Origin of the sequence: Blastopirellula retiformator (genome assembly GCF_007859755.1) — a bacterium.
In the GTDB taxonomy this organism is placed as follows: Bacteria; Planctomycetota; Planctomycetia; order Pirellulales; family Pirellulaceae; genus Blastopirellula; species Blastopirellula retiformator.
This window is the reverse complement of the sequence record NZ_SJPF01000001.1, coordinates 199155-219492: the sequence shown is the minus strand read 5'-3', so window position 1 is coordinate 219492 and position 20338 is coordinate 199155. Positions and strand designations below refer to the sequence as shown.

Here is a 20338-nt window from a genome sequence, read left to right as displayed (position 1 = left end):
CTCGCTCATGTCGCTCCCTTCATTCATCACCCGCCGGATTTTTTTGCATAGCGCCGCCGTACTGACGAGCGCCGCTGCTTTCGGAACGTCCGCTTTCGCCGAGAACCTCGCCACACCTCCCTTCGAAAAGATCACCTGCGAAGGCCGCTACCCGGGCCATCCGCAAGGAATCTGCATCGATGACGCGGGGCATATTTACTGGCCTTTCACCAACCAATTGGTGAAAACGAACTTCGCTGGCAAGATCATCAAGAGCATCTCGGTCGTCAGCCATCACGGCGATCTTTGTTTTCACGCTGGCAAGATCTATGTGGCGGTCAACCTGAAGCAGTTCAACCAGCCTGCGGGCAAAGCCGACTCGTGGGTCTATGTCTATGACGCGGAGACGCTTAAAGAGCTGGATCGCGTCGAGGTCCAAGAGGTGGTGCATGGCGCTGGCGGGATGTCGGTTCGCGATGGCCGCTTCTACGTGATTGGCGGGCTGCCGCCAGGCGTCGAAGAGAATTATGTCTACGAGTACGACGCCGATCTGAAGTTCGTGAAGCGGCACGTGATCGACAGCAAGTACTCCTTGATGGGAATTCAAACAGCCAACTTCCATGACGGCTGCTGGTGGTTCGGCTGCTATGGAAAACCGGCCGAACTGATCAAGACCGACGTCGATTTCAACATGCTAGGGCGTTGGCCCTACGACTGTTCGCTGGGGGTCGTCGGCGTTGCAACGGGCAAGTTTCTGATCGGGCGAAATACCCGCGATAAACAAGGACACGAAGGCTACGTCGTGCCGGCAGTTGCGGACCAGGAGAAGGGACTTCGGGACATCGACTAATACTCTGCCGCCGGCTTCACCGACGTGAAGTAGTCCAAGATCTGCCCCATCTTCAAGATCATGCCGATCGCCAGGGCCAACAGTCCCGCGGCCGGCATCGCGCCGGTCAAGAACATCGCCACTCCGCCGACGATCGCCAGGTTGGCTAGATAACTGGTCCGGGCCAACAGACCAAACGTGACGGTCAGCACTTGTAGCCCCAAATAGGCGACCGACATCAACAGGCTCCAGCGAATCGCCAGGCCGAGCGTGCCATGTTCGCTCTCGTGGAGATAGTCGACGCGACTGGCCGCGACGTCGTCCCAATGGTCGATCGTCTCGCCACGCAGGTTTTGGGCGAACTCGCGTGACCCCAAAACCAGAGACTGCGTCTCGGCGAAGGCGACTTGCGCGGCGGCGGCCGGCGTAACCTGATAGTCGGCGGTCGCTTCGGTCCACGAGGTTTGACGCAGATCGCTGGCGATCGGTACGACAAAGCCCAACGCGGTTAGGCCTACGACGACGGAAAGGTGTTTGACGAACAAGATCGCCTCCCATTTCTTTATGGCTGAAGGCGTCTTGCCGCGATGCACGGTGAAAATCGTTTCCCCGCGGGTTTTGGTTTCTTCTCCCAGAAAAGGCAATTGCTGCGCCAGAGCAGGAGAATCGCTAGAAGGCCGTTTTTTGCGGCAATCTAAGCGGAGATTGCCGGTTGTGCGGAAAAGCGGACAGCGCAGAGGAACAATTTGTTGTCAAATTTGCAGCGGCCGGTCTCAATTTGAGACGCTGGCGCCCCCGACTTAGGACATGCCGACAACTATCAACCGAGCAATCGCCAAAGTGATTGATAGCCCCACAAACCCCACCATCAGGCCCATTAAGGTGAAACCTGATCGCGGCGGCACGTCTTGCTCGACCAGACTTTGCTGCCACTGTTGATCGAGCACAACGATGCGATAGAGCATCGCGAAAATCACGCTCACGACAATCATGAACGGAATCGAATAGGGCAAGCCCAGGCACATCAGCAGCATGATCAACCCGTAGAACAGCGGAAGGATCACCAGCGGCCCGCGGGAGCCAGGCATTCGTATCCGCCGAAAGACGCTGCGATAGAGGACGAAGACAATGCTCACCGGAACCAGCAGCAAGGCCAAAGGGAGGAACATGTCTACGTTCCACCCGTATTGGAACTGGTAAAATCGGACTGCCATTCCCAGCAGGAAGCCAGCGGCGACGCACATCAGGATCTGAAACGCGATGGTCCAGCTGACCAACTCGGTCGACGGGCGGACTTCGTCTTGTTCTTCTACCATTGCCAGGTGCAAGTCCAAGCGGCCGAAACGGAAATAATCGCCAGCGAAAGAACCGCCAGTCCCGCGTCGAGCCGGCGAAATTGGGCCCGCGGCGGCGTCTCTTGCTGATCTAAGGCCTTGTACCAGCAGGTGTTTAGATGCCCGACTCGCAGCATAACGGCCAAGATCACCAATAACATTCCTGTCGCCGCCTCGGAATAGAACGTGGCGGCCAGCATCCCAAAGAACGCCCCGGTCGCGGCAATCGCGAGGGCGATCGACATCGCCAACGCGGCCATTTTCATGCGGCAGCAGACGCTCATGTAAAAGAGGGCTGCCGGGGCCAGGACCGGAGCCGACAAGATCACGATGGCAAGCGTCGTCTCGACCCACTGCTGCTGATCCCCGTCAGCAGCGAGCGCCGCCTCGTGAATGGCGACTCCCACGATCAGGCCAATCAGCCCCATCGCCAGGATGATCGCCAACACCAACCAGAAGACCAATTCCCGGACTCCCGGCAAGCGGTTTTGATCCTGTCCGCGGTGCTCAAACTCAGTCATATTTCGCACGGAAAGGAGACCCGCCGGAGGAGCGAAAAAGTCGCGTCGCAACTCATTGTAGCACAGTAGGTTGCGACAGAGCAAAACCTGCGTTCCCTGCTAGTTGACCCCATAAAATTCTGGTAAAATCGGCCCTACAAATTCCATCTAGGCGGCCAACCATCGGCTGCCGTGCTTCGCGCCGCTTTCAAAGCCTTTCTCGCTTTAGCGCCGCCCTGAAGTTTCCACGGAAAGGATCGTCGCTTGTCTACTGACGGAACCACGCCAGAGAACCCGGAAGACGGGATTCCAACCGACCTGACGCACCTGGTCGAGATGTCGATCGAGGATGAGCTGAGGGAAAGTTACCTGACCTACGCGATGAGCGTCATCGTCAGCCGTGCGCTGCCGGACGTCCGCGACGGTCTGAAACCTTCGCAGCGACGCATTCTGGTCGCGATGAATGACTTAAATCTGACCCCCGGCGCCGGGCGGGTCAAATGCGCCAAGATCTCTGGCGACACCAGCGGTAACTACCACCCGCACGGTGAAAGCGTGATTTACCCGACGCTGGTCCGCATGGCCCAGGAATGGAACACGCGGTACCTGCTGGTCGATAAGCAGGGGAACTTCGGCTCGATCGCCGGCTTGCCTCCGGCGGCTATGCGATATACCGAAGCCCGCATGTCAGGCTACGCTCAGATGCTGCTGGAAGACCTGCGGCTCGACACGGTCGATTACATCCCGACCTACGACGAACGGAACACCGAGCCGACCGTGTTGCCGAGCAAGTTCCCCAACTTGCTGGTCAACGGCTCGCAAGGAATCGCAGTCGGCATGGCGACGTCGATTCCGCCGCACAACCTGGGCGAAGTCTGCCAGGCCGTCGTTCGCGTGATCGAAGAGCCGAGCACGCCGATCGAAGAGTTGCTGCAAATCATCCCGGGCCCCGACTTCCCGACCGGCGGCATCATCTGCGGCCGCAGCGGCGTACGTCGCGGTTACCTGACCGGGCGCAGCACGATCCTGGTCCGCTCGCGCACGACCATAGACAACGTCAAGGGTCGCAACCGGATCGTCATTCATGACATTCCGTATCAGCAAACGCGCGACCGCGTCGAAGAACGGATCGCCGCCGCCGCCAACGAAGGCAAGATCGTCGGCATCAGCGGCGTGCGGAACGAAAGTGATCTGAAAGAGCCGGTTCGCTTGGTGATCGAGCTGAAGCGCGACGCCGATCCCGACGTGGTGCTGAACCAGCTTTATCAGTTCACGCCGATCCAGGACACGTTCTCGATCATCATGCTGGCGCTGGTCGACGGCAAGCCGCGCACGTTGACGATTCGCGACTTGATCGACGAGTTCATCCGCCATCGCGTCAACGTGATCCGCCGCCGGACGCAGTTCCTGCTGGCCAAGGCTCGCCAGCGAAAGCACACCGTCGAAGGTTTGCTGCTGGCCCTGGCCGACATCGACGAGATCATCCGCATCATCCGCTCTTCGAGCACCCAGGCCGAAGCGAAAACGCGGCTGATGGGGATCGAGTCGCCTGCTTCGATGCTGGCTCGCGCCCTCGGCGAAGAAGGCTTCGAGCTCTTCCAACAGGAACGGGGCGTCGCCGACGTCTACACGCTGACCGGCGTTCAAGCCGACGCGATCTTGCGGATGACGCTGGGCCAGTTAGTCAATCTGGAACAAGAGCGGCTGTCGAAAGAACATGCCGGTTTGCTGGAAGAGATTCGCGAGTACCTTCGTATCTTGTCGGACGAGGGGAACATTCGCGAAATCATCCGCGATCAAATGCTCGAAATCGGAGCGAAGTTCGGCGACAAGCGTCGTACCGAAATCTCGCACGAAGAGCTCGGCATTATCGACATGGAGGACTTGATTGAAGAAGAGACGATGGTCGTCTCGATCAGTCACAGCGGCTACATCAAGCGAACGCCGGTCACGACCTACAAGGCTCAGCGACGCGGCGGCAAGGGAATCAAAGGCGCCAAGAGCGAAGACGCCGATCCGATTCAGCACTTGTTTGTCGCCAGCACCCACGCCTACCTTCTCTTCTTCACCACGAAGGGGAAAGTCTACTGGCAAAAGGTGTACGACCTACCGCAGCTGTCGCGCGAAAGCCGCGGTCGCGCGATCGTCAACTTGCTGCAGCTGGAAGAAGGGGAACGGATCGCCGACTGCCGTGCGATTCGCGACTTCAACGTCGAAGATCACTACCTGGTAATGGCGACCCGCAAAGGCCTGGTCAAAAAGACGAAGCTCGAAGCCTATAGCCGTCCGATGAAGCGCGGCATCATCGCGATCAAGCTGCGAGAAGATGACGAGCTGGTCGACGTCGTCGTGGCCGAAGCGGGCGACGAGTTGATCTTGTCGACCGCCAAGGGGATGGCGATTCGCTTTTGCGAAGCAGACGCCCGACCGATGGGTCGTAACTCCAGCGGCGTCAAAGGGATCAACCTGTCGAAAGACGACGAGTTGGTCGGGATGGTCGTCGCCGACCCTGACGCCCAGCTGCTGACCGTCTGCGAACATGGTTACGGCAAGCGAACCTACTTTGGCCCGAACCAGGCGACCACCGAAGAAGCGCCAGCCGGCGACGATGACGCCACGCCCGAAGATGATTCTTCCAGCGACGAAGACGAATTGTCGTCGAGCGCCAAGTACCGCACGCAGCGCCGTGGCGGCAAGGGCCTTCGCGACATCAAGGCGTCGGCCCGCAACGGCAACGTCGTCTCGATCGTTCGCGTCGATGACGACGACGAAGTGTTGATGATGACCGCCCGCGGCAAGATCCAGCGGATCTCAGCGGCCGAAATCAGCATCGTCGGCCGCAATACCCAAGGGGTGCGGATCATGTCGCTCGACAAGGATGACGCGTTGGCTGCGGTCGTTCGCGTGCCGAAAGACGACAGCGTTGACGACGAAGCGAGCGAAGAAGAAGCCGCCACGCCGCCGACCGGTGAAGCGACTCCGCCGCCGGCGGCCGAGGCCGAGCCGGACGCGACGCCAGGCGACGCGGCTCCGGAAGGCGAATCCTCGGAAACGGACGAGGAATAATGACGACCGCCAAACGGGCTCTCATCACCGGCATTACTGGCCAGGACGGCGCTTACCTGACCGAGCTATTGCTCGCTAAGGGTTACGAAGTCCATGGGATGGTCCGTCGAAGTAGCGGCGAACGATTTGAGCGCATCGAAAAGTACTTGGATCAGATCACGCTGCATGAGGGTGATCTGATCGATCAGATGTCGTTGGTGCGACTGCTGGAAAAGATCGAGCCAGCCGAGGTCTACAACCTGGCGGCGCAAAGCTTTGTGCCGACCAGTTTCTCGCAACCGATTTTGACCGGCGATGTCACCGGACTGGGGGCGACGCGAATGCTGGAAGCGATCCGGATGGTCGATCAGAAGATCCGGTTCTATCAAGCTTCCAGTAGCGAGATGTTCGGCAAAGTGCCGACCGAACCGCAAGACGAGTCGACCCCCTTCTGGCCCCGCAGTCCGTATGGCGTCGCCAAGGTGTACGCCCACTGGATCACGGTCAACTACCGCGAAAGCTACAATCTGTATGCCGTCAGCGGCATCTTGTTCAATCACGAATCGCCCCTGCGGGGCACGGCCTTTGTGACCCGCAAGATCACCAACGCGGTCGCGCGGATCAAACATGGTCTGCTCGATAAGCTGCGTCTGGGCAATCTCGACGCCGAGCGCGATTGGGGCTTTGCCGGAGACTATGTCGAAGCGATGCACTTGATGCTGCAGCAGGAAGAACCGCGCGACTACGTGATTGCAACCGGCGAAAAGCATACGGTTCGCGAGTTCGTTCAGTTGGCGTTCGACCGCGTCGGACTGCCGTGGGAAGAGTGCGTCGAGCTTGATCCCAACTTCCTGCGTCCCGCTGAGGTCAACACGTTATGCGGCGACGCGTCGAAAGCGCGTAACGAGCTCGGTTGGAAGCCGAAGGTAGATTTTCCACAACTTGTAAACATGATGGTCGACGCCGATCTGCATCGCGTCGGCCGCATGAAGGACGGACTATTGCCGTGAGAGCGCTCATCACTGGCGCCGCCGGATTCGGAGGATACCATCTGGTCGAACATTCGCTCGCCGCCGGCGACCAAGTGATGGGTATCGTCCGCGGTTCGACCAATTCGCTGATGGGCAGCGCCGCGATCGCCCACTGGGACATTCGCGAACCGATCGGCGGCGAAGCGGAAGACGCCGTCCGCCAGTTCGAACCGGACGTGATCTATCATCTCGCCGCGATTAGTCAAGCCAGTTTGTGCGGGGCAGATTTTCCGAACGATGAGGCGGTTCACACCAACGTCGATGGAACGCGTCGAATCCTGGACCTGGCCGCATCGCTATCATCGAAACCAAAAATCGTCATCGTCAGCAGCTCTTACATCTATGGCACGGTTGATCAAGAAAACCCGGTCGTCGACGAATCGACCATTCCCTTGCCAAATCGCGGTTACGGTCGATCTAAGCTGGCCGCCGAACAAGCGGCCCTGACGCAGACCGACGTCCCGGTCGTCATCGCCCGAGCGTTCAATCACACCGGCCCTGGTCAAACCCCCAACTACATCGTGCCGGAATGGTGCAAGCGAGTCGCCTCCTCGTTTGAAGCGATTGAGGTGGGATCGCTAAGCGTCAGCTTTGATCTGAGCGACGTGCGAGATATTGTTCGCGGCTATCGCTTGCTCGCCGAGAAAGGCGCCGATCGCCAGATCTATAACGTAGGCAGCGGCGTCTCGGTTAAGACAGGCGAACTAATGGAAATGATCTGCAGTTTGTCGCGGCGGCGCCCAGAGATTCAAGAGCGCTATCCGCAGACCCGATCAGAACCGATCGCCGACATCACGGCCATTACCAAGCTCGGCTACGCGCCGCAATATTCGCTGCAGCGTACCGTCGCCGACGTTTTGGCCGAATGGGCCTAACCGCCTTGAAGGCGGGTTGGGCTAACTCAACGCGAGCTTACCCGCTTTTCCGCTCTGCGGTATAATCCATGCTTTCCTTCGCTTCTTTCCTCTTCGCGTGTAGATTCGGAACGTCATGAAAATCGCCATGGTAGGGACCGGCTATGTCGGTCTGGTGACGGGTACTTGTTTTGCGGACAGCGGAAATCAGGTTACCTGCGTCGATATCAACGCCGCCAAAGTCGCCGCGCTCCAAGAGGGTAAAATCCCGATTTTCGAGCCAGGCCTGGAAGAGCTGGTCGTGCGCAACTCCGAAGCGGGGCGGTTGCTCTTCACCACCGATCTGGCCGCAGCGGTCAAAGACGCCGAGTTGGTTTACCTGGGCGTCGGCACGCCGCAAGGCGACGATGGCGCCGCCGACCTGTCGGCCTTATGGGCGGTTGTCGATGGCCTGGCGCCGCACCTGCAGCCCGACGCCGCCGTCGTGATCAAAAGCACCGTGCCGGTCGGTACCAACGCCCAGGCCTACGCGCGGCTGAAAGAACTGACCGGTCGCGAGTGCCATGTCGCCAGCAATCCCGAATTCCTGAAAGAAGGGGCGGCGATCGACGACTTCATGAAACCGGACCGCGTTGTCGTGGGCGTTCGGGATGAGAAGGTCGGCGAGAAGTTGCGGCGTCTCTACGCTCCCTTCTTGCGAACCGAAAAGCCGTTTCTGGTCATGTCGCCCGAAAGCGCCGAGCTGACCAAGTACGTCGCCAACGCGATGCTCGCCACCAAGATCAGCTTCATCAATACGATGGCCAACCTGACTGAAAAGCTCGGCGGCGATATCAACGACGTTCGCCGCGGCATCGGTCATGACAGCCGCATCGGGTTCTCGTTCCTCTTCCCCGGCGTCGGTTACGGCGGCAGCTGTTTCCCCAAAGACGTTCGCGCGCTGGAAGCGATGTTCGCTCGCGCCGGTATCGACCCGGTCATGTTGCAAGCGGTCGATAAGATCAACGAAGAGCAAAAGAGCACGCTGCTCGAAAAGATCAATGACTACTACAGCGACGATCTCGCCGGCAAGACGTTCGCGATCTGGGGCCTGGCGTTCAAACCGCGGACCGACGACATTCGCGAAGCGCCGGCGCTGGTCTTGATCGAGAAGCTACTCGCCGCCGGCGCCAAGGTCCGGGTGCACGACCCGGAAGCGACCGAAAACGTTGCGGCGATTTACGGCGACAAACTGATCTATTGCGATCTGCCGCTCGAAACGCTGGAAGGCGCCGACGCCCTGGCGATCAACACCGAATGGGCCGAGTTCCGTCAGCCCGACATGAACGAAGTGAAGCGTCTCTTGAGTGCGCCGGTCATCTTCGACGGGCGCAACCTGTACGACTGTGCAACGATGAAAGACCTCGGCTTTACGTACTACTCGATTGGTCGCCAGACGGTTCGTCCGTAGCCTGCCGCAAGTGACGGCGAAAGAACCAAGTTAGGAGAAGCGGCGCGGCGGCGCTAATGCCCGCCGCGACCAAGATCCACTCGTGCTGCGCCGCCAGTTCTCCCAGGGCGGCGTACGCCAGGGCGATACCCAAATTGGCAAGTAGCGTCGGCGGCAAGAACTTTCGCCACGTCAGCCGACTCGCTCCCAACAGCAACACCATCGCTTCGGCCAAAATCGGCAGCGCCCGCGTCAATGCGATCCCCCAAGGTCCGATCCGATCGGCCACCTTGCGCATCGCCAGCAGGTCCTCCGCTTTCGAGTACCGCCGCACGATCGGATCGCCAAACTTCCGCGCCAGCGCGAACGCGATCACGGCGCCGGCCGTCATTCCGGCCCAACAGACGAGCGTTCCGCCCACGGTCCCCAGCTGCGAACCCGCCAAGGTGCTGACGACGCTGGAGGGAACCGGCAGAAAGATATCGGCCGCCAACAGCGAAAAGACGATTCCCGCCGTCAGTAGCGGCGATGGCGGCTGCTCGCTCCACTGGACGATCACCGCTTCGGCTTCCGCTTCCCAAAACAATAGCGGGACGACCGGCGCCAGAAGCAGGACGCCGATCAAGAACAGCCATTTTATAAAGGTACGCACGTCGCCGGTCGCTTGCGCAAGTCAAGGATGAAACCATCCATTCTAATCGAATCGACCTGTCGAGCGACCGCCGCTTTCTACCTACGCGGCGCCGGCCAGTTTTGGTTGTTCGGCATTGGCGACCGCCAGGCCAAGCACTTCGCGAGCCAAGTTCGCGTAGTCTTCGGCGCCGTTGGAATCGCCGTCGTACTCGAAGATCGCCTGTCCAAAGCTCGGCGCTTCGGCAAGACGGATGTTGCGGCGGATCCGCGTGCGGAACACTTTCGCATCCGCCCACGCGGTATTCGCTCCGGCGCCATTGCCAAAGAATTGATCAACGTCGCCGGCCACTTCGCCCGCCAATCGCGTGCTCTTTTCAAACAGGCAGAGGACGACGCCGGTCAGACGCAGATTATTGTTGATGCGGCGAGCGACGATGTCGACCGTTCGCAGCAGCTTGCTCAAACCATGCAGCGCCAAAAAGTGCGGCTGCAGCGGCAGGAAGACTTCGGTCACCGCGGCCAACGCGTTGAGCGTCAATACGCCCAGGCTCGGCGGACAGTCGACAATCAGGTAGTCGAACTCCATGTCGTCCGCTTCCAGCTTGTCGCACAGGATCACCTCACGACCCACTTCGCCGGCCAGTTCCATTTCGGCGGCGGCCAGGTCGAGATGGGCCGGAATCACCCATAGGTTCTCGGCGACTTGCTTGCGGACGTCGGCCAAGGACGCATCCCCAACCAAAACTTCATATACCGATTCGTGTCCACTGGCGACGCCCAATCCCAGATGCAACGAGGCGTGAGCCTGCGGATCGAGATCGATCACGCAAACGCGCATTCCAGCACGAGCCAAACCAGCGGCGAGATTGACGGCGGTCGTCGTTTTACCAACGCCACCCTTTTGATTGAGTACTGCGATCGATCGCATGGTCGAAACCTCCTTGTTTTGGCCTGCGCGTTCCTTGGGCGGGCGATTATAGACAGCAGCGGGGTTTGATCGCCAGATGAATTCTGCGCCGAATGTTGTCGGGTTTTTGCAGTCTCTTTTGTTTGCCCCATCCAGCGCGTATTATCAAAGTTCTCGCTTTGCTCGCCGATCGGCGTCAGGGCGGGGATCCGCCGCCAAGTCGCGGCGTCAGCCTTGTTCGCCCCACACGCTAGGAGTTTTCCCAGTGCGCGTCATCATCGAATCGACCCCTGAAGCCGCCAGCCGCCGAGCCGCCCAGATGGTGGCCCGCCTGGTTCGCCAAAAACCGGTCTGCACCTTGGGGCTAGCAACCGGCGGCACCCCGCTGAAGCTGTACGGCGAACTAATCCGAATGCATCAAGAGGAAGGGCTCGACTTCTCCCGCGTTACCACCTTCAACCTCGACGAGTACGTCGGACTTCCCCCCTCGCATGAGCAAAGCTATCGCTATTTCATGCAGAAGAACCTGTTCGACCACATCAACGTCGATGTCCGCAACACCAACGTCCCCGACGGCCGGGCGCTCGATTTCGAGAAGTATGGCGAACGATACGAACAGCTGATCGAAGACGCCGGCGGAATCGAACTGCAAGTCCTGGGCATCGGCACCGATGGTCACATCGCCTTCAACGAACCAGGCTCGTCGCTCGGCAGCCGAACCCGTTTGAAAACGCTGGCGCCAGAGACGGTCCGCGACAACGCCCGGTTCTTCGGCAGCGAGAAAGCGGTCCCCAAACTGGCGATCACGATGGGTGTCGGTACGATTCTCGAATCGCGCCGCTGTCTGCTGCTCGCCTTTGGCGAAAACAAGGCCGAAGCGATCGCCGCCACGGTCGAAGGTCCGGTCACCGCCCAGGTCACCGCCAGCGCGTTGCAACTGCACCGCGAGGTGGTCGTCGTCTTGGACGAAGCGGCCGCGTCGAAACTGGCCCGGCGTGAATACTACGAAGAAGTGGAAAACGCCCACCGCATGCTCGAGACCGGCAAGCTCCCTTGGATCGAAGAAGCGTAACGATCACTCCGCGAGATTGACCGGACGCTCGTCGCGGAAGAGCCGTAGCAGTTCGATCTGGTCTTCGTCCAGTTTTCCCTCGGCGTTGATCAATAACTCTGCGCGGCGAATCGACTCCGGTTTCGCCGCCTCGTTCCATTGTCGCAGCAAAGCGGCGGCCCGTTCTTGCAGGGCCGCTTCGCTGGCCAATGAGTCATACGCAAAGTCGGCGTAGCCAGGCAGCTGCTCCACCGTTCGTCCCGCGACAAAGCGAACCGCGGCGTAAGGATCATCCAGCAGCTGCGCCACAAAGGGCGCCATCCAGGCCGTGCCGCTCGCCTCTTGCGCCGTTGGCCAACGGTAGTGCCACGCCAACAGCGCCCGCTGTCCGGCGTCTCCGCGGATCATCCACAAGATTGACGCAGCGACCTGCTGTTCATCTTCCGGTAGTTGCGGCGGCTCTTGGTTGAACCAGGTCTCGAGATGTTCGGCCGACCAGCCGAGGCTCTTGTCCAAGTGGCAAAGATTGCACGCGTTCGGCCGCGTAGAGTTCCAGTCGATTGACTGGCTCATCGGCGTCACCCGCGGGCTATCGATCCAATGACTGCGCGACGCCTTCAGCAAACCAAACGCCGTATGCGGCATGTGACAGTTGACGCATTGGCTGCCGCTGGAGTTGGCGGCATGATGCGTATGTGCAGGGACATCGTCGGCGATCTTGGCGTGACACTGCGTGCAAGTCTGATTGGTCAGCGCCTCGGGCCCGAGTTGATCATTGGCCCACTCGGCGGCTGGCCGATGATCATCAGCCGTCTGATGCATTTGGTGACACGTGACGCAGGAGATTTCTCCTTGTTGGTAACACTTCGACTCCCGCAGTCCGGTGTATTCGCGTCCTGACACCCGTACCATGCCATCAGCCCAAAACTGTTCGACCGAGCCATCGGTCAGCAGCTTCTTCGCCTCCGACAGATCGTCGCCGGGGCGAAAACTGCAACCAGCGGCGTCGAGCTGATGGGCCTGATCGTCGCCGAAGGTGGTGTGTACGCTGTGGCATTGCCCGCACACTTCCGAAGAGCGGCGGTGGGTCAAGTTGGCAGGATTGACGATGCCCACCGCTCCGTTACCCGCTTTGGCGGCGACGACATGCGCTTCGCCCGGACCGTGACACGCCTCGCAAGAGATCGCCAGATCAGCCACTTCGGCCGGTCGCGATAGATCAAACTTGTGCGAACGAGGATGGGTCGTATGGCACTGCACGCAGCGATGATCCCAAGTTGGGCGTTTCGCGACGGCGTCTTTCGGCGGAGTCACAAAGATTGCGTCGACTGGCATCCATTTCGCCGCCCGAACTTGATACGCCCAGGGAAACATCCGTAGCGAACCGCCGTCGCTGGGGAACCAATAGACTTGCTCGTTATGCGAACCGGTCGTCATCACGATCGGGCGTTCGATCCGCGGCTCGGCGGCCGTATCGCCGTACAGGTTCGGCATCTCAACCCAGTACTGCTCCTCCCGCTCGCTAACACAGTACTCTTGGCCATACAGGCTCATCGTCCGTCCATCAAACGGCGCCAGCACCGACTGCGGATCGGCCAACTGCGTCATGCGGCGATGGTGCGAAGCGTCCCAGGATTGGCACTGCGACGCGTGACACTCCAGGCACGACTTCGACCCGACGTACCCGTCGGCCGCCACTGGCTGCGGCAGATCGACCTTCACCGCGTGGCGGGTCACTTTCGGTCCGTCCGCCGCGCTCCAGGCGCACGCTAGCAAGACCGCCCCCAGGACCAGGGCGAAGATCAGCAGCGCGGATCGAAATGGAGTGGAAGAAGAAGCGTGCATCGCAGGCTTTGCTAGCAAAAACGGGCGGTTTCCTTATTGTAAGTCGCTTCTCTAGCGATTGTCGGCCGAATTCTCGGAATATGCTTCACGTTCCCTACGACCGGATTCCGAAAAAGGACGACGGGTTGTGCGCAGAAGGCTCGCAAAAACCAGAAAGGGGGAAGCACATGCTCGTCATCGTTAGTGATCTTCATTTGACCGATGGAACGACGGCTCGCACGCTCGATGCGGATGCGTTTCGGATGTTCGTCGAACGGATGCAGGATATGGCGGTCCGCGCTTCGTGGCGATCGGACGATCGTTATCGCCCCCTGGATGGTATCGATATCGTGCTGTTGGGGGACGTACTCGATCTGGTCAACAGCGCCGCTTGGTTATCAGGGCTGGTTCGGCCCTGGTCGGGCGAAAGTGCGACGGCCGCGCAAACGTCCTCGATCGTCGCCGACATTCTCGATCACAATCAGGACTCCATCGCACTGCTCGAGTCGCTCGCCAATCGCGGCGCGATTCGCATTCCGATGGCGACCAACGACGGCAAGCCTGCCTTCGACGTGCCGCTGCAGCCGGTGCCGGTCCGTCTGTATTACATGATTGGCGACGCCGATTGGCTTCTCTATCGCGATGGCGACGCGATGAACGCAGTCCGCCGCAAGATCTGTCAGGCGATGGGCCTGGCCAACGTGCCCGACGCTCCGTTCCCGCACGACCCCAGCGAGTCTCCGCAGTTGGCCCGCACTTTGGCCAAGCACCGGGTCTACGCGCGGCATGGCGACATCTTTGATCCGCTCAGTTTTCGCGGCCGACGCGACGAGAGCAGCCTGGCCGACGCGCTGGTGATCGAAGGAGCGATGCGATTCGTCCAATCGGCCGCCGAAAAGTTTGGCGGCGACCTGCCGCTCGATCTGATCCTAGCGCTCGAGGAACTGACCGACGTCCGTCCGCTCGAGATCATGCCGACGATGCTGGTCAACGCGATTCAGCGCAGCTGCGGGGCCAAGCGCTCGTTGCAATACGAACTGCGCACCTTGTGGGATCAGCAGATCGAAGAGATCCTCGACGCCTCTTGGTTCCGATCGCAGCGGTGGAGCGATTCGATCGACGTCGATCAATTGGCTGGTCGGTTCTTGCTACATCGTAAGGACGACGCGCCGCACGCAGATTCGTTGCTCGCCAATGCGTTGACTGAGTCCGAATTTCGCAACCGTCGCGCCAAGTACGTCGTCTATGGTCACACCCATCGGGCAATGGCGACTCCGCTGGAAGCGAGCTACGCCGACGGCTTCGTCCTGAATCAAATCTACTTCAACAGCGGATCGTGGCGTCGCACGTATGACGCGACGACGCTTGCCCAACCTGGCGGGCAGCTGGTCGCCAGCGACTCGATCAATCTTCTCGCCTTCTATCAAGGAGACGAGCGGCATGGTCGTCCTTACGAAACCTGGTCAAGCATGCTTGGTTCCGCCTCTTCGACGATCCGCCAGATTCGGGTCGATGGCGCTGAAACGGCTTCGCCCGTAGGCATGATCGCTTCCTCGAAATCGGGTAAGATCGACCGGCCCCACTTCTTTCAGTCAGGCAGCCCCGCTTCTCGATTCGCGCACTAGTCGCGAGCACGGCGAAAAATGTTTGCCGATCGCTTCGGCAATCCGCAGATTGTATTCGCTGGGGCAACGACTACCAGAAGAGTAGATTATGAATAGTTACCATATTCCTGGTTCGTCCCCTCCTTAACGGCGAGTTTCCAATCATGGAAGCGATCATCATCTACACAACCGCTGCGAGCATGGAAGAAGCGGAGCACATTGCCGATGCGTTGGTTAGCGGACGGCTGGCGGCCTGCGTGCAAATCATGCCGGGCGTTCGCAGCGTTTACAATTGGCGCGGGAAGATCTCTCAATCGGAAGAAGTCCTGTGCGTCATCAAGACCGAGGCGAAACGGTTCAAAGAAATCGCCCAGACGGTCGAACAAATTCACTCGTACGACGTGCCCGAACTGGTCGCAGTACCGATCGTGCATGGCTCGATTAACTACCTCAGTTGGCTCAACGACCAAGTCGGAACCGAATCGTGAGCGACAGCTCCCCCATCTCACTCCATCCCGATCCCACCGCCGGTTTGTTCCCCGTCAGTTTCGAACAGGTCGAAGCGATCTGGTCCGACTGGCCGCGGATGTTTTTTGAACCAGACGGGTCGTTCGTCTGGGTTGCCGAAGACCAAAGTTGGCAACTCGACGGCGTCGTCTACGATCGAGATGACCGCGTGCTGCGCGTCGATCTGACCGGCGACTACCGCGCCGCGCCGCTAGAGCAACTCGTCCGTACCCTCGGCTGGCCCGACGCACAATTACGCGTCGAACAGGTGCAAGCGGGCAAGTTCGTCGAACTGGCCGACTTCTTGGGCGAACTCAACGCCTAGAGCGTTTTTCTGATAGCTGTAGCGTTTCTGGCGTTGGTGAGGCAAGCTGGTCAAGGCGACCGAAGCAGGCGAATCCTCAAGGATTCGTCGATGCAGGTCAACGCCGACCAGCGCGGCCGCAACCAGCCAGAACGCTAAAGATTGAAGAAAACCGCTCTAGCTGCCTGTTGGAAAATCAACGGACTGCTAACTCTTCCGCTGCAGCTTCTCCCCAGTTCTTTCGAAAGCGAGCTGCGGTAAGACGCTTCAATAAACCGCCGGCACAATCGCTACCGTCGGCAAACCCCTGCCGCCAAGAATGCTACGTTTCCTGGTGAAGCGTCCCCTTCTACTTCCTTGGCGTTTTCACGGTAGGCGGTTGATCCATGAATCCGGTCTCCACTCTCTCGAGCGCGTATCTGACCGTCGGCAACTCGGTCAATCAAAATTTCAACTCGATGCTCAACTCGATCGCGCGTCTGTCGACCGGACAGCGGATCAACCGGGCGGCCGACGATCCCGCCGGACTACTCGCCGCGGAGGCCGTAAAATCGCAGATCACCACCCGCGAAGCGCTACTGCGCTCGAGCCGGCAAACGAGCGCGCTGATCGACGTCGCCGATGGCGCCCTGTCGGAAGCTTCGCGGCTGACCAACACCATCCGCGGCAACCTGATCACCGCCGCTAGCAGCACCACCAGCGATGCCGAGCGGGCGGCGCTGCAGCTTGAAATCGACGGCGCCATCGACGCCTTCAATCGCCTGGGAGACGTCACCTACAACGGCCGCCCCGTATTCAGTGGCGAGAAGCTTAACGTCAACTACAGCCCAGACCTTAACACGTCGTCCGAACTCTACCTGCCGACGCTCGACGCCGAGACCTATGGTGGCGAAGACGGAGTGCTGGCCGATCTGCGAACCGGCGGGCAGTACGACCTGGAAAGCGGCGACCTGGCGTCGGCCTTGAAGGCGCTCGACGGCGTGCAGTCGCAACTGATCTACAACCGGGCCGAGTACGCCGCCTTCGACAAGTACTCGCAAGACTCGATCTACCAGTCGCTCGAAGATCAGCAGATTGAACTGCAGTCGATCTACAGCGAACTGATGGACGCCAATTTCGTTAGCGAAACCGCTGAGCTTACCCGCAGCGCCATTCTGGCCCAAAGTTCGCTGACCGCCTACAAGTCGCTGGTCGCCGTCGCCAAGACGCAGGAAAGCATGCTCGACGCCCTGTTCGATCTCAATCGACGCTAGCGTCGGACGAATGTCGGCAAAGAGGAACCAATTCTTGAATTGATCTTTGCCCAATGTTCCGATTTTGATAGGTAAGCAGTTCTCGCTCGAAAAGCGGGCCCCGCAGAAATCGAGACATTCCCTATCCCGGCATGGACGCCATGAAGAATCTCTACCTCCGCTTTACCGCTATTGGCGGCGTCGCCTCTTTGGGCGTCGCTGCGATCGTACAATCGGTTTTGTCGACGGCTCACACCGCTGCTGAGCCTGTAGTCGACGCCGCAGGAGAGAATGTAGCGGCCCTGGTCGAGTCTTCGACCGCCGCCGCCGCTGATCAGGCGGGTCGCTACGTCCCGTCGATCGTCCGCGCCAACAACGAAAATGACGACCCCAGCGGCGATTCGACGCCGACTCCACCGCCGCCGGCTTCGCACCGCTTCTCGATCGGCGACAGCGCTCCTACTCCGGCCACTTCGACGCCCAAACCGTCGACCGGCTCCAGCCGCTTTCTCGGTGATACCGGCGCCGCCGCCCCGACGCAGCCTGCCCCGGTCACCATCGGCGATACGCCGAAACCGCCGGTCAGCCGTTTTAGCCTAGGCGACAGCTCGCCGACGCCCAAGCCGTCGACCGGTTCGCGTTTCCAACTTGGCGATTCAACGCCAACCCCAGCAGCTGCGCCTGCAGCGACTTCGACGCCGGCGCCTTCTCGATTCGCGACGACTCCGCCGTCGACCACACCGCCTACGACGACACCCCCGACAACGACGCCTCCGGCCAGCGGAACTCCGGCCACTACGCCAATGTCGGCCGCGCTGTCGCGAGATCCCGAAACCCCGGCCGCCGCTGCCGCGATCGAATCGAACCCGGCGCCGAGCGTCGCCTCGAATCCGCGTTACGCCGCTCCGCCGATTGGCGGCGCCGCCGAATCGGCCGCACCGGCCGCTTCGACGCCTAGCAGCCGTTTCCAGTACAGCAGCTCCGGTAGCGGCAGCCCGGCGACCGTCAGTTCGACGCCGCCTGCCGCTGGCTCGATGCCGCGCGAAACCTCCCCGGCGACCGATCGCTACCCAGCTCCGGCTTCGATCGGCGGCGTCGCCCCGGCCACGCCTGACCGCTATCCGACGCCTCGCGCGATGCCCAGCTACGGCAGCCTGGGGGACAGCGGCAGCAGCCGACTCGGCGGTCCTGTCCCAGAAACCGGCATCGGCAAGCCTGGCGACGCCAAGCACGAAGGCCTCCAGCAACCGTCGATCACGATCGAAAAACAAGCTCCCGTCGAAATCCAAGTCGGCAAAGCGGCTACCTTCGCCGTGGTCATCAAGAACGTCGGCCAGGCAACCGCCCATGACGTGGTGATTCGCGATTCGGTTCCGGCCGGCACGGCGCTGGTCAGCACTACCCCGGTCGCCGAGTCGAACGCCAGCGGCGAACTGCTGTGGAAGATCGGCCAGATCGCCCCCGGCGAAGAAAAACGTTTAACGATGGAACTAATGCCCCAGGCCGAGGGTGACGTCGGCAGCGTGGCGACTGTTTCGTTCGCCGCCCATGCGACTGTCCGCTCGCGAGTCACCAAGCCCGAGCTGACCATCGAACAAACCGCGGCGCCGACCGTCTTGATCGGCGACAACTTGCTGCTGGCGATCACCGTCAGTAACCCCGGCACCGGTCCGGCGACCGGCGTGGTGCTGGAAGAAGTGGTCCCGGCCAACTTCACTCACCCGGCCGGCAGCGAACTCGAATTTGAAATCGGCACCCTCAAGCCGGGCGAGACCCGCAGTCTTGAGCTGGTCCTGAATGCCTCCAAAGCGGGCCAAACGCAAAACGTGCTCGGCATCCGCGGCGACGGCAATCTGCAAACGCAGACCGAACTGAACGTCGAAGTGATCGCCCCGGAACTTGAAGTTTCGATGGTTGGTCCGAAGCTCCGCTATCTTGATCGCCCAGCCAAGTACCAGGTTTCGATCAGCAACCCCGGCACCGCTCCGGCGCAAGACATCGACCTGATCACCTACTTGCCGAAGGGGATGAAGTTTGTCGACGCCAATAACGCCGGCCAGTATGACGCCAACCAACATGCGATCTACTGGAACCTGCAAGAGTTGCCCCCGTCGCAAAGCGGCACGGTCGAACTGACCGCGCTGCCGGTCGAACCAGGCGACCAGAAGATCCGGGTCGAAGGCTCAGCTCGCATGGGCCTGGCCGCACAGAACGAAACGCTGGTTCAGGTCGAAGGCATCGCCGCCCTCTTCTTTGAAGTGGCCGACCAGGCCGATCCGATCGAACTGGGCAAAGACACCACCTACGACGTCCGCGTCGTCAACCAAGGCTCCAAGACCGCCACCAACGTCCGCGTCGCCGCGATCTTGCCGCCAGGCATGCAAGGGGTCGAAGCAGCCGGCGCCGCCAAGGGTTTGGTTAGCGGCAACGAGATCGTCTTCGAGCCGCTCGCTCGCCTACTGCCGAAGGGAGAAGAAACCTTCCGCATCAAGGTGAAGGGGGTTCAAGCCGGCGACCAACGGATCAAGGTCCAAGTCTCCAGCGACGAGATCCCGCAACCGATCACCAAAGAAGAAAGCACCCGGGTTTATTCCGACCGGTAACTTTCGCCAAGAGTTCGACCATCACCACGCCGTAGGAAGCGATTGCTTTCTGCGGCGTTTTTTTATTCTGGCTCCAAACTCTCGCAGAGCCAGTCTCGTGAACCTCGCCCCAAAAACCGCCTCTACCCGATCATCTCCTGTATCTCGGTCGTCGAACTCGTGGCTAGAATATCCACATGACCACCACCCCTTCACCCTGGATCACGCGAGTCGCCGGGCGCCCGGATCGGGCGGCTTGTGCGAAGATCTTTTACGCTTCGCGGCGGTCGGCGTTTCATTGGATGCCGAACGATAAGATCCGCTTTGACGACTTTGACAAAGCGACCGCCGGCGAGCCGATTTGGGTGGCCGAGCGTAGTCGGCGGATCGTGGGGTTCGTCTCGTGGTGGCCGCCCGAGAACTTCATCCACAATCTGTTTGTGGCGCCGGATTACCAACGGATGGGCGTTGGCAAGGCCTTGCTCAACGCCTGTTTGGGTCAAATCGGCCGACCAGCGCAGCTGAAGTGCTCAACCTCGAACAAGAACGCCCTCGCCTTCTATCAGGAACTTGGCTGGCGCTGCGACGAGCAATCGACCAGCCCAGACGGTCCCTATTGGTTGATGACGCTCGATGGCGAGACGGCGGAAGCTACGCCGTAACGATTGGCGGATAGCCGCCGGGCGGTTGTCG

18 protein-coding genes are annotated in these 20338 nt (G+C 60.4%); 12 read left to right on the top strand and 6 right to left on the bottom strand.

All coding sequences use genetic code 11. The features are described from left to right. The first annotated feature begins 7 nt into the window (after window positions 1-7). Window positions 8-829: a hypothetical protein gene (locus tag Enr8_RS00915; protein WP_146428744.1), complete on the top strand. Its 822-nt coding sequence runs from the start codon at window positions 8-10 to the stop codon at window positions 827-829. Here Enr8_RS00915 and Enr8_RS00910 read toward each other — a convergent pair. From Enr8_RS00910 to Enr8_RS00900, 3 genes are all read right to left on the bottom strand, one after another. Next, window positions 826-1353, bottom strand: a complete 528-nt coding sequence (locus tag Enr8_RS00910) for a hypothetical protein (RefSeq protein WP_146428743.1) — start codon at window positions 1351-1353, stop codon at window positions 826-828. The two genes, Enr8_RS00915 and Enr8_RS00910, sit on opposite strands and share 4 nt — an antisense overlap. A 255-nt stretch (window positions 1354-1608) precedes the next feature. Beyond that, window positions 1609-2124, bottom strand: a complete 516-nt coding sequence (locus tag Enr8_RS00905) for a hypothetical protein (protein ID WP_146428742.1) — start codon at window positions 2122-2124, stop codon at window positions 1609-1611. Beyond that, complete coding sequence (locus tag Enr8_RS00900; protein WP_186767360.1) at window positions 2118-2663, bottom strand: hypothetical protein; 546 nt, start codon at window positions 2661-2663, stop codon at window positions 2118-2120. Before Enr8_RS00900 ends, Enr8_RS00905 begins: the two co-directional genes overlap by 7 nt. Window positions 2664-2978: 315 nt before the next feature. Between Enr8_RS00900 and gyrA the strand changes: the two genes are divergently transcribed. The 4 genes from gyrA (at window position 2979) to Enr8_RS00880 (ending at window position 9022) form a co-directional block, all read left to right on the top strand. Further along, window positions 2979-5708, top strand: a complete 2730-nt coding sequence (gyrA, locus tag Enr8_RS00895; protein ID WP_146429931.1) for a DNA gyrase subunit A — start codon at window positions 2979-2981, stop codon at window positions 5706-5708. Beyond that, window positions 5708-6697 (top strand): GDP-mannose 4,6-dehydratase, encoded by a 990-nt coding sequence (gene gmd / locus Enr8_RS00890; protein ID WP_146428740.1) that lies wholly within the window; start codon window positions 5708-5710, stop codon window positions 6695-6697. Before gyrA ends, gmd begins: the two co-directional genes overlap by 1 nt. Beyond that, window positions 6694-7593, top strand: coding sequence for an NAD-dependent epimerase/dehydratase family protein (locus Enr8_RS00885; RefSeq protein WP_186767359.1), 900 nt, complete (start codon window positions 6694-6696; stop codon window positions 7591-7593). The genes gmd and Enr8_RS00885 overlap by 4 nt, the downstream gene beginning before the upstream one ends. Window positions 7594-7708: 115 nt before the next feature. Then, a complete protein-coding gene (locus Enr8_RS00880; protein WP_146428738.1) occupies window positions 7709-9022 on the top strand; it encodes a UDP-glucose dehydrogenase family protein in 1314 nt (437 codons plus the stop codon). Here the strand turns inward: Enr8_RS00880 and Enr8_RS00875 are convergent. Together Enr8_RS00875 and Enr8_RS00870 are read right to left on the bottom strand one after the other, a co-directional pair. After that, window positions 8982-9653 (bottom strand): TVP38/TMEM64 family protein, encoded by a 672-nt coding sequence (locus tag Enr8_RS00875; RefSeq protein ID WP_146428737.1) that lies wholly within the window; start codon window positions 9651-9653, stop codon window positions 8982-8984. The genes Enr8_RS00880 and Enr8_RS00875 overlap by 41 nt on opposite strands. 81 nt (window positions 9654-9734) lie before the next feature. Further along, window positions 9735-10562, bottom strand: a complete 828-nt coding sequence (locus tag Enr8_RS00870; RefSeq protein WP_146428736.1) for a ParA family protein — start codon at window positions 10560-10562, stop codon at window positions 9735-9737. A gap of 244 nt (window positions 10563-10806) precedes the next feature. Here Enr8_RS00870 and nagB point away from each other — a divergent pair, with 244 nt between their 5' ends. Beyond that, the gene (gene nagB / locus Enr8_RS00865) at window positions 10807-11613 is read left to right on the top strand and encodes a glucosamine-6-phosphate deaminase (protein ID WP_146428735.1); all 807 of its coding nucleotides are present in this window, start codon (window positions 10807-10809) and stop codon (window positions 11611-11613) included. 3 nt (window positions 11614-11616) lie between these two features. Here the strand turns inward: nagB and Enr8_RS00860 are convergent, their stop codons facing one another. Next, window positions 11617-13437, bottom strand: coding sequence for a cytochrome c3 family protein (locus tag Enr8_RS00860; protein ID WP_146428734.1), 1821 nt, complete (start codon window positions 13435-13437; stop codon window positions 11617-11619). 167 nt (window positions 13438-13604) lie between these two features. Here Enr8_RS00860 and Enr8_RS00855 point away from each other — a divergent pair, with 167 nt between their 5' ends. The 6 genes from Enr8_RS00855 to Enr8_RS00830 all read left to right on the top strand — a co-directional run bounded on the left by Enr8_RS00855 (window position 13605) and on the right by Enr8_RS00830 (window position 20307). Continuing rightward, a complete protein-coding gene (locus Enr8_RS00855; RefSeq protein ID WP_146428733.1) occupies window positions 13605-15041 on the top strand; it encodes a hypothetical protein in 1437 nt (478 codons plus the stop codon). A gap of 143 nt (window positions 15042-15184) precedes the next feature. Continuing rightward, on the top strand, window positions 15185-15508 hold the full coding sequence (gene cutA, locus Enr8_RS00850; RefSeq protein ID WP_146428732.1) for a divalent-cation tolerance protein CutA: 324 nt from the start codon (window positions 15185-15187) through the stop codon (window positions 15506-15508). Beyond that, window positions 15505-15852 carry a hypothetical protein gene (locus Enr8_RS00845; RefSeq protein ID WP_146428731.1) on the top strand — a complete coding sequence of 116 codons (348 nt, stop codon included), beginning with the start codon at window positions 15505-15507 and terminating at the stop codon, window positions 15850-15852. The genes cutA and Enr8_RS00845 overlap by 4 nt, the downstream gene beginning before the upstream one ends. A gap of 365 nt (window positions 15853-16217) precedes the next feature. Beyond that, window positions 16218-17084 (top strand): flagellin, encoded by an 867-nt coding sequence (locus Enr8_RS00840; RefSeq protein ID WP_146428730.1) that lies wholly within the window; start codon window positions 16218-16220, stop codon window positions 17082-17084. A gap of 140 nt (window positions 17085-17224) precedes the next feature. Beyond that, the gene (locus Enr8_RS00835) at window positions 17225-19666 is read left to right on the top strand and encodes a DUF11 domain-containing protein (protein ID WP_146428729.1); all 2442 of its coding nucleotides are present in this window, start codon (window positions 17225-17227) and stop codon (window positions 19664-19666) included. Window positions 19667-19842: 176 nt separating this feature from the next. Beyond that, window positions 19843-20307 carry a GNAT family N-acetyltransferase gene (locus Enr8_RS00830; RefSeq protein WP_146428728.1) on the top strand — a complete coding sequence of 155 codons (465 nt, stop codon included), beginning with the start codon at window positions 19843-19845 and terminating at the stop codon, window positions 20305-20307. The last annotated feature ends 31 nt before the right edge of the window (window positions 20308-20338 follow it).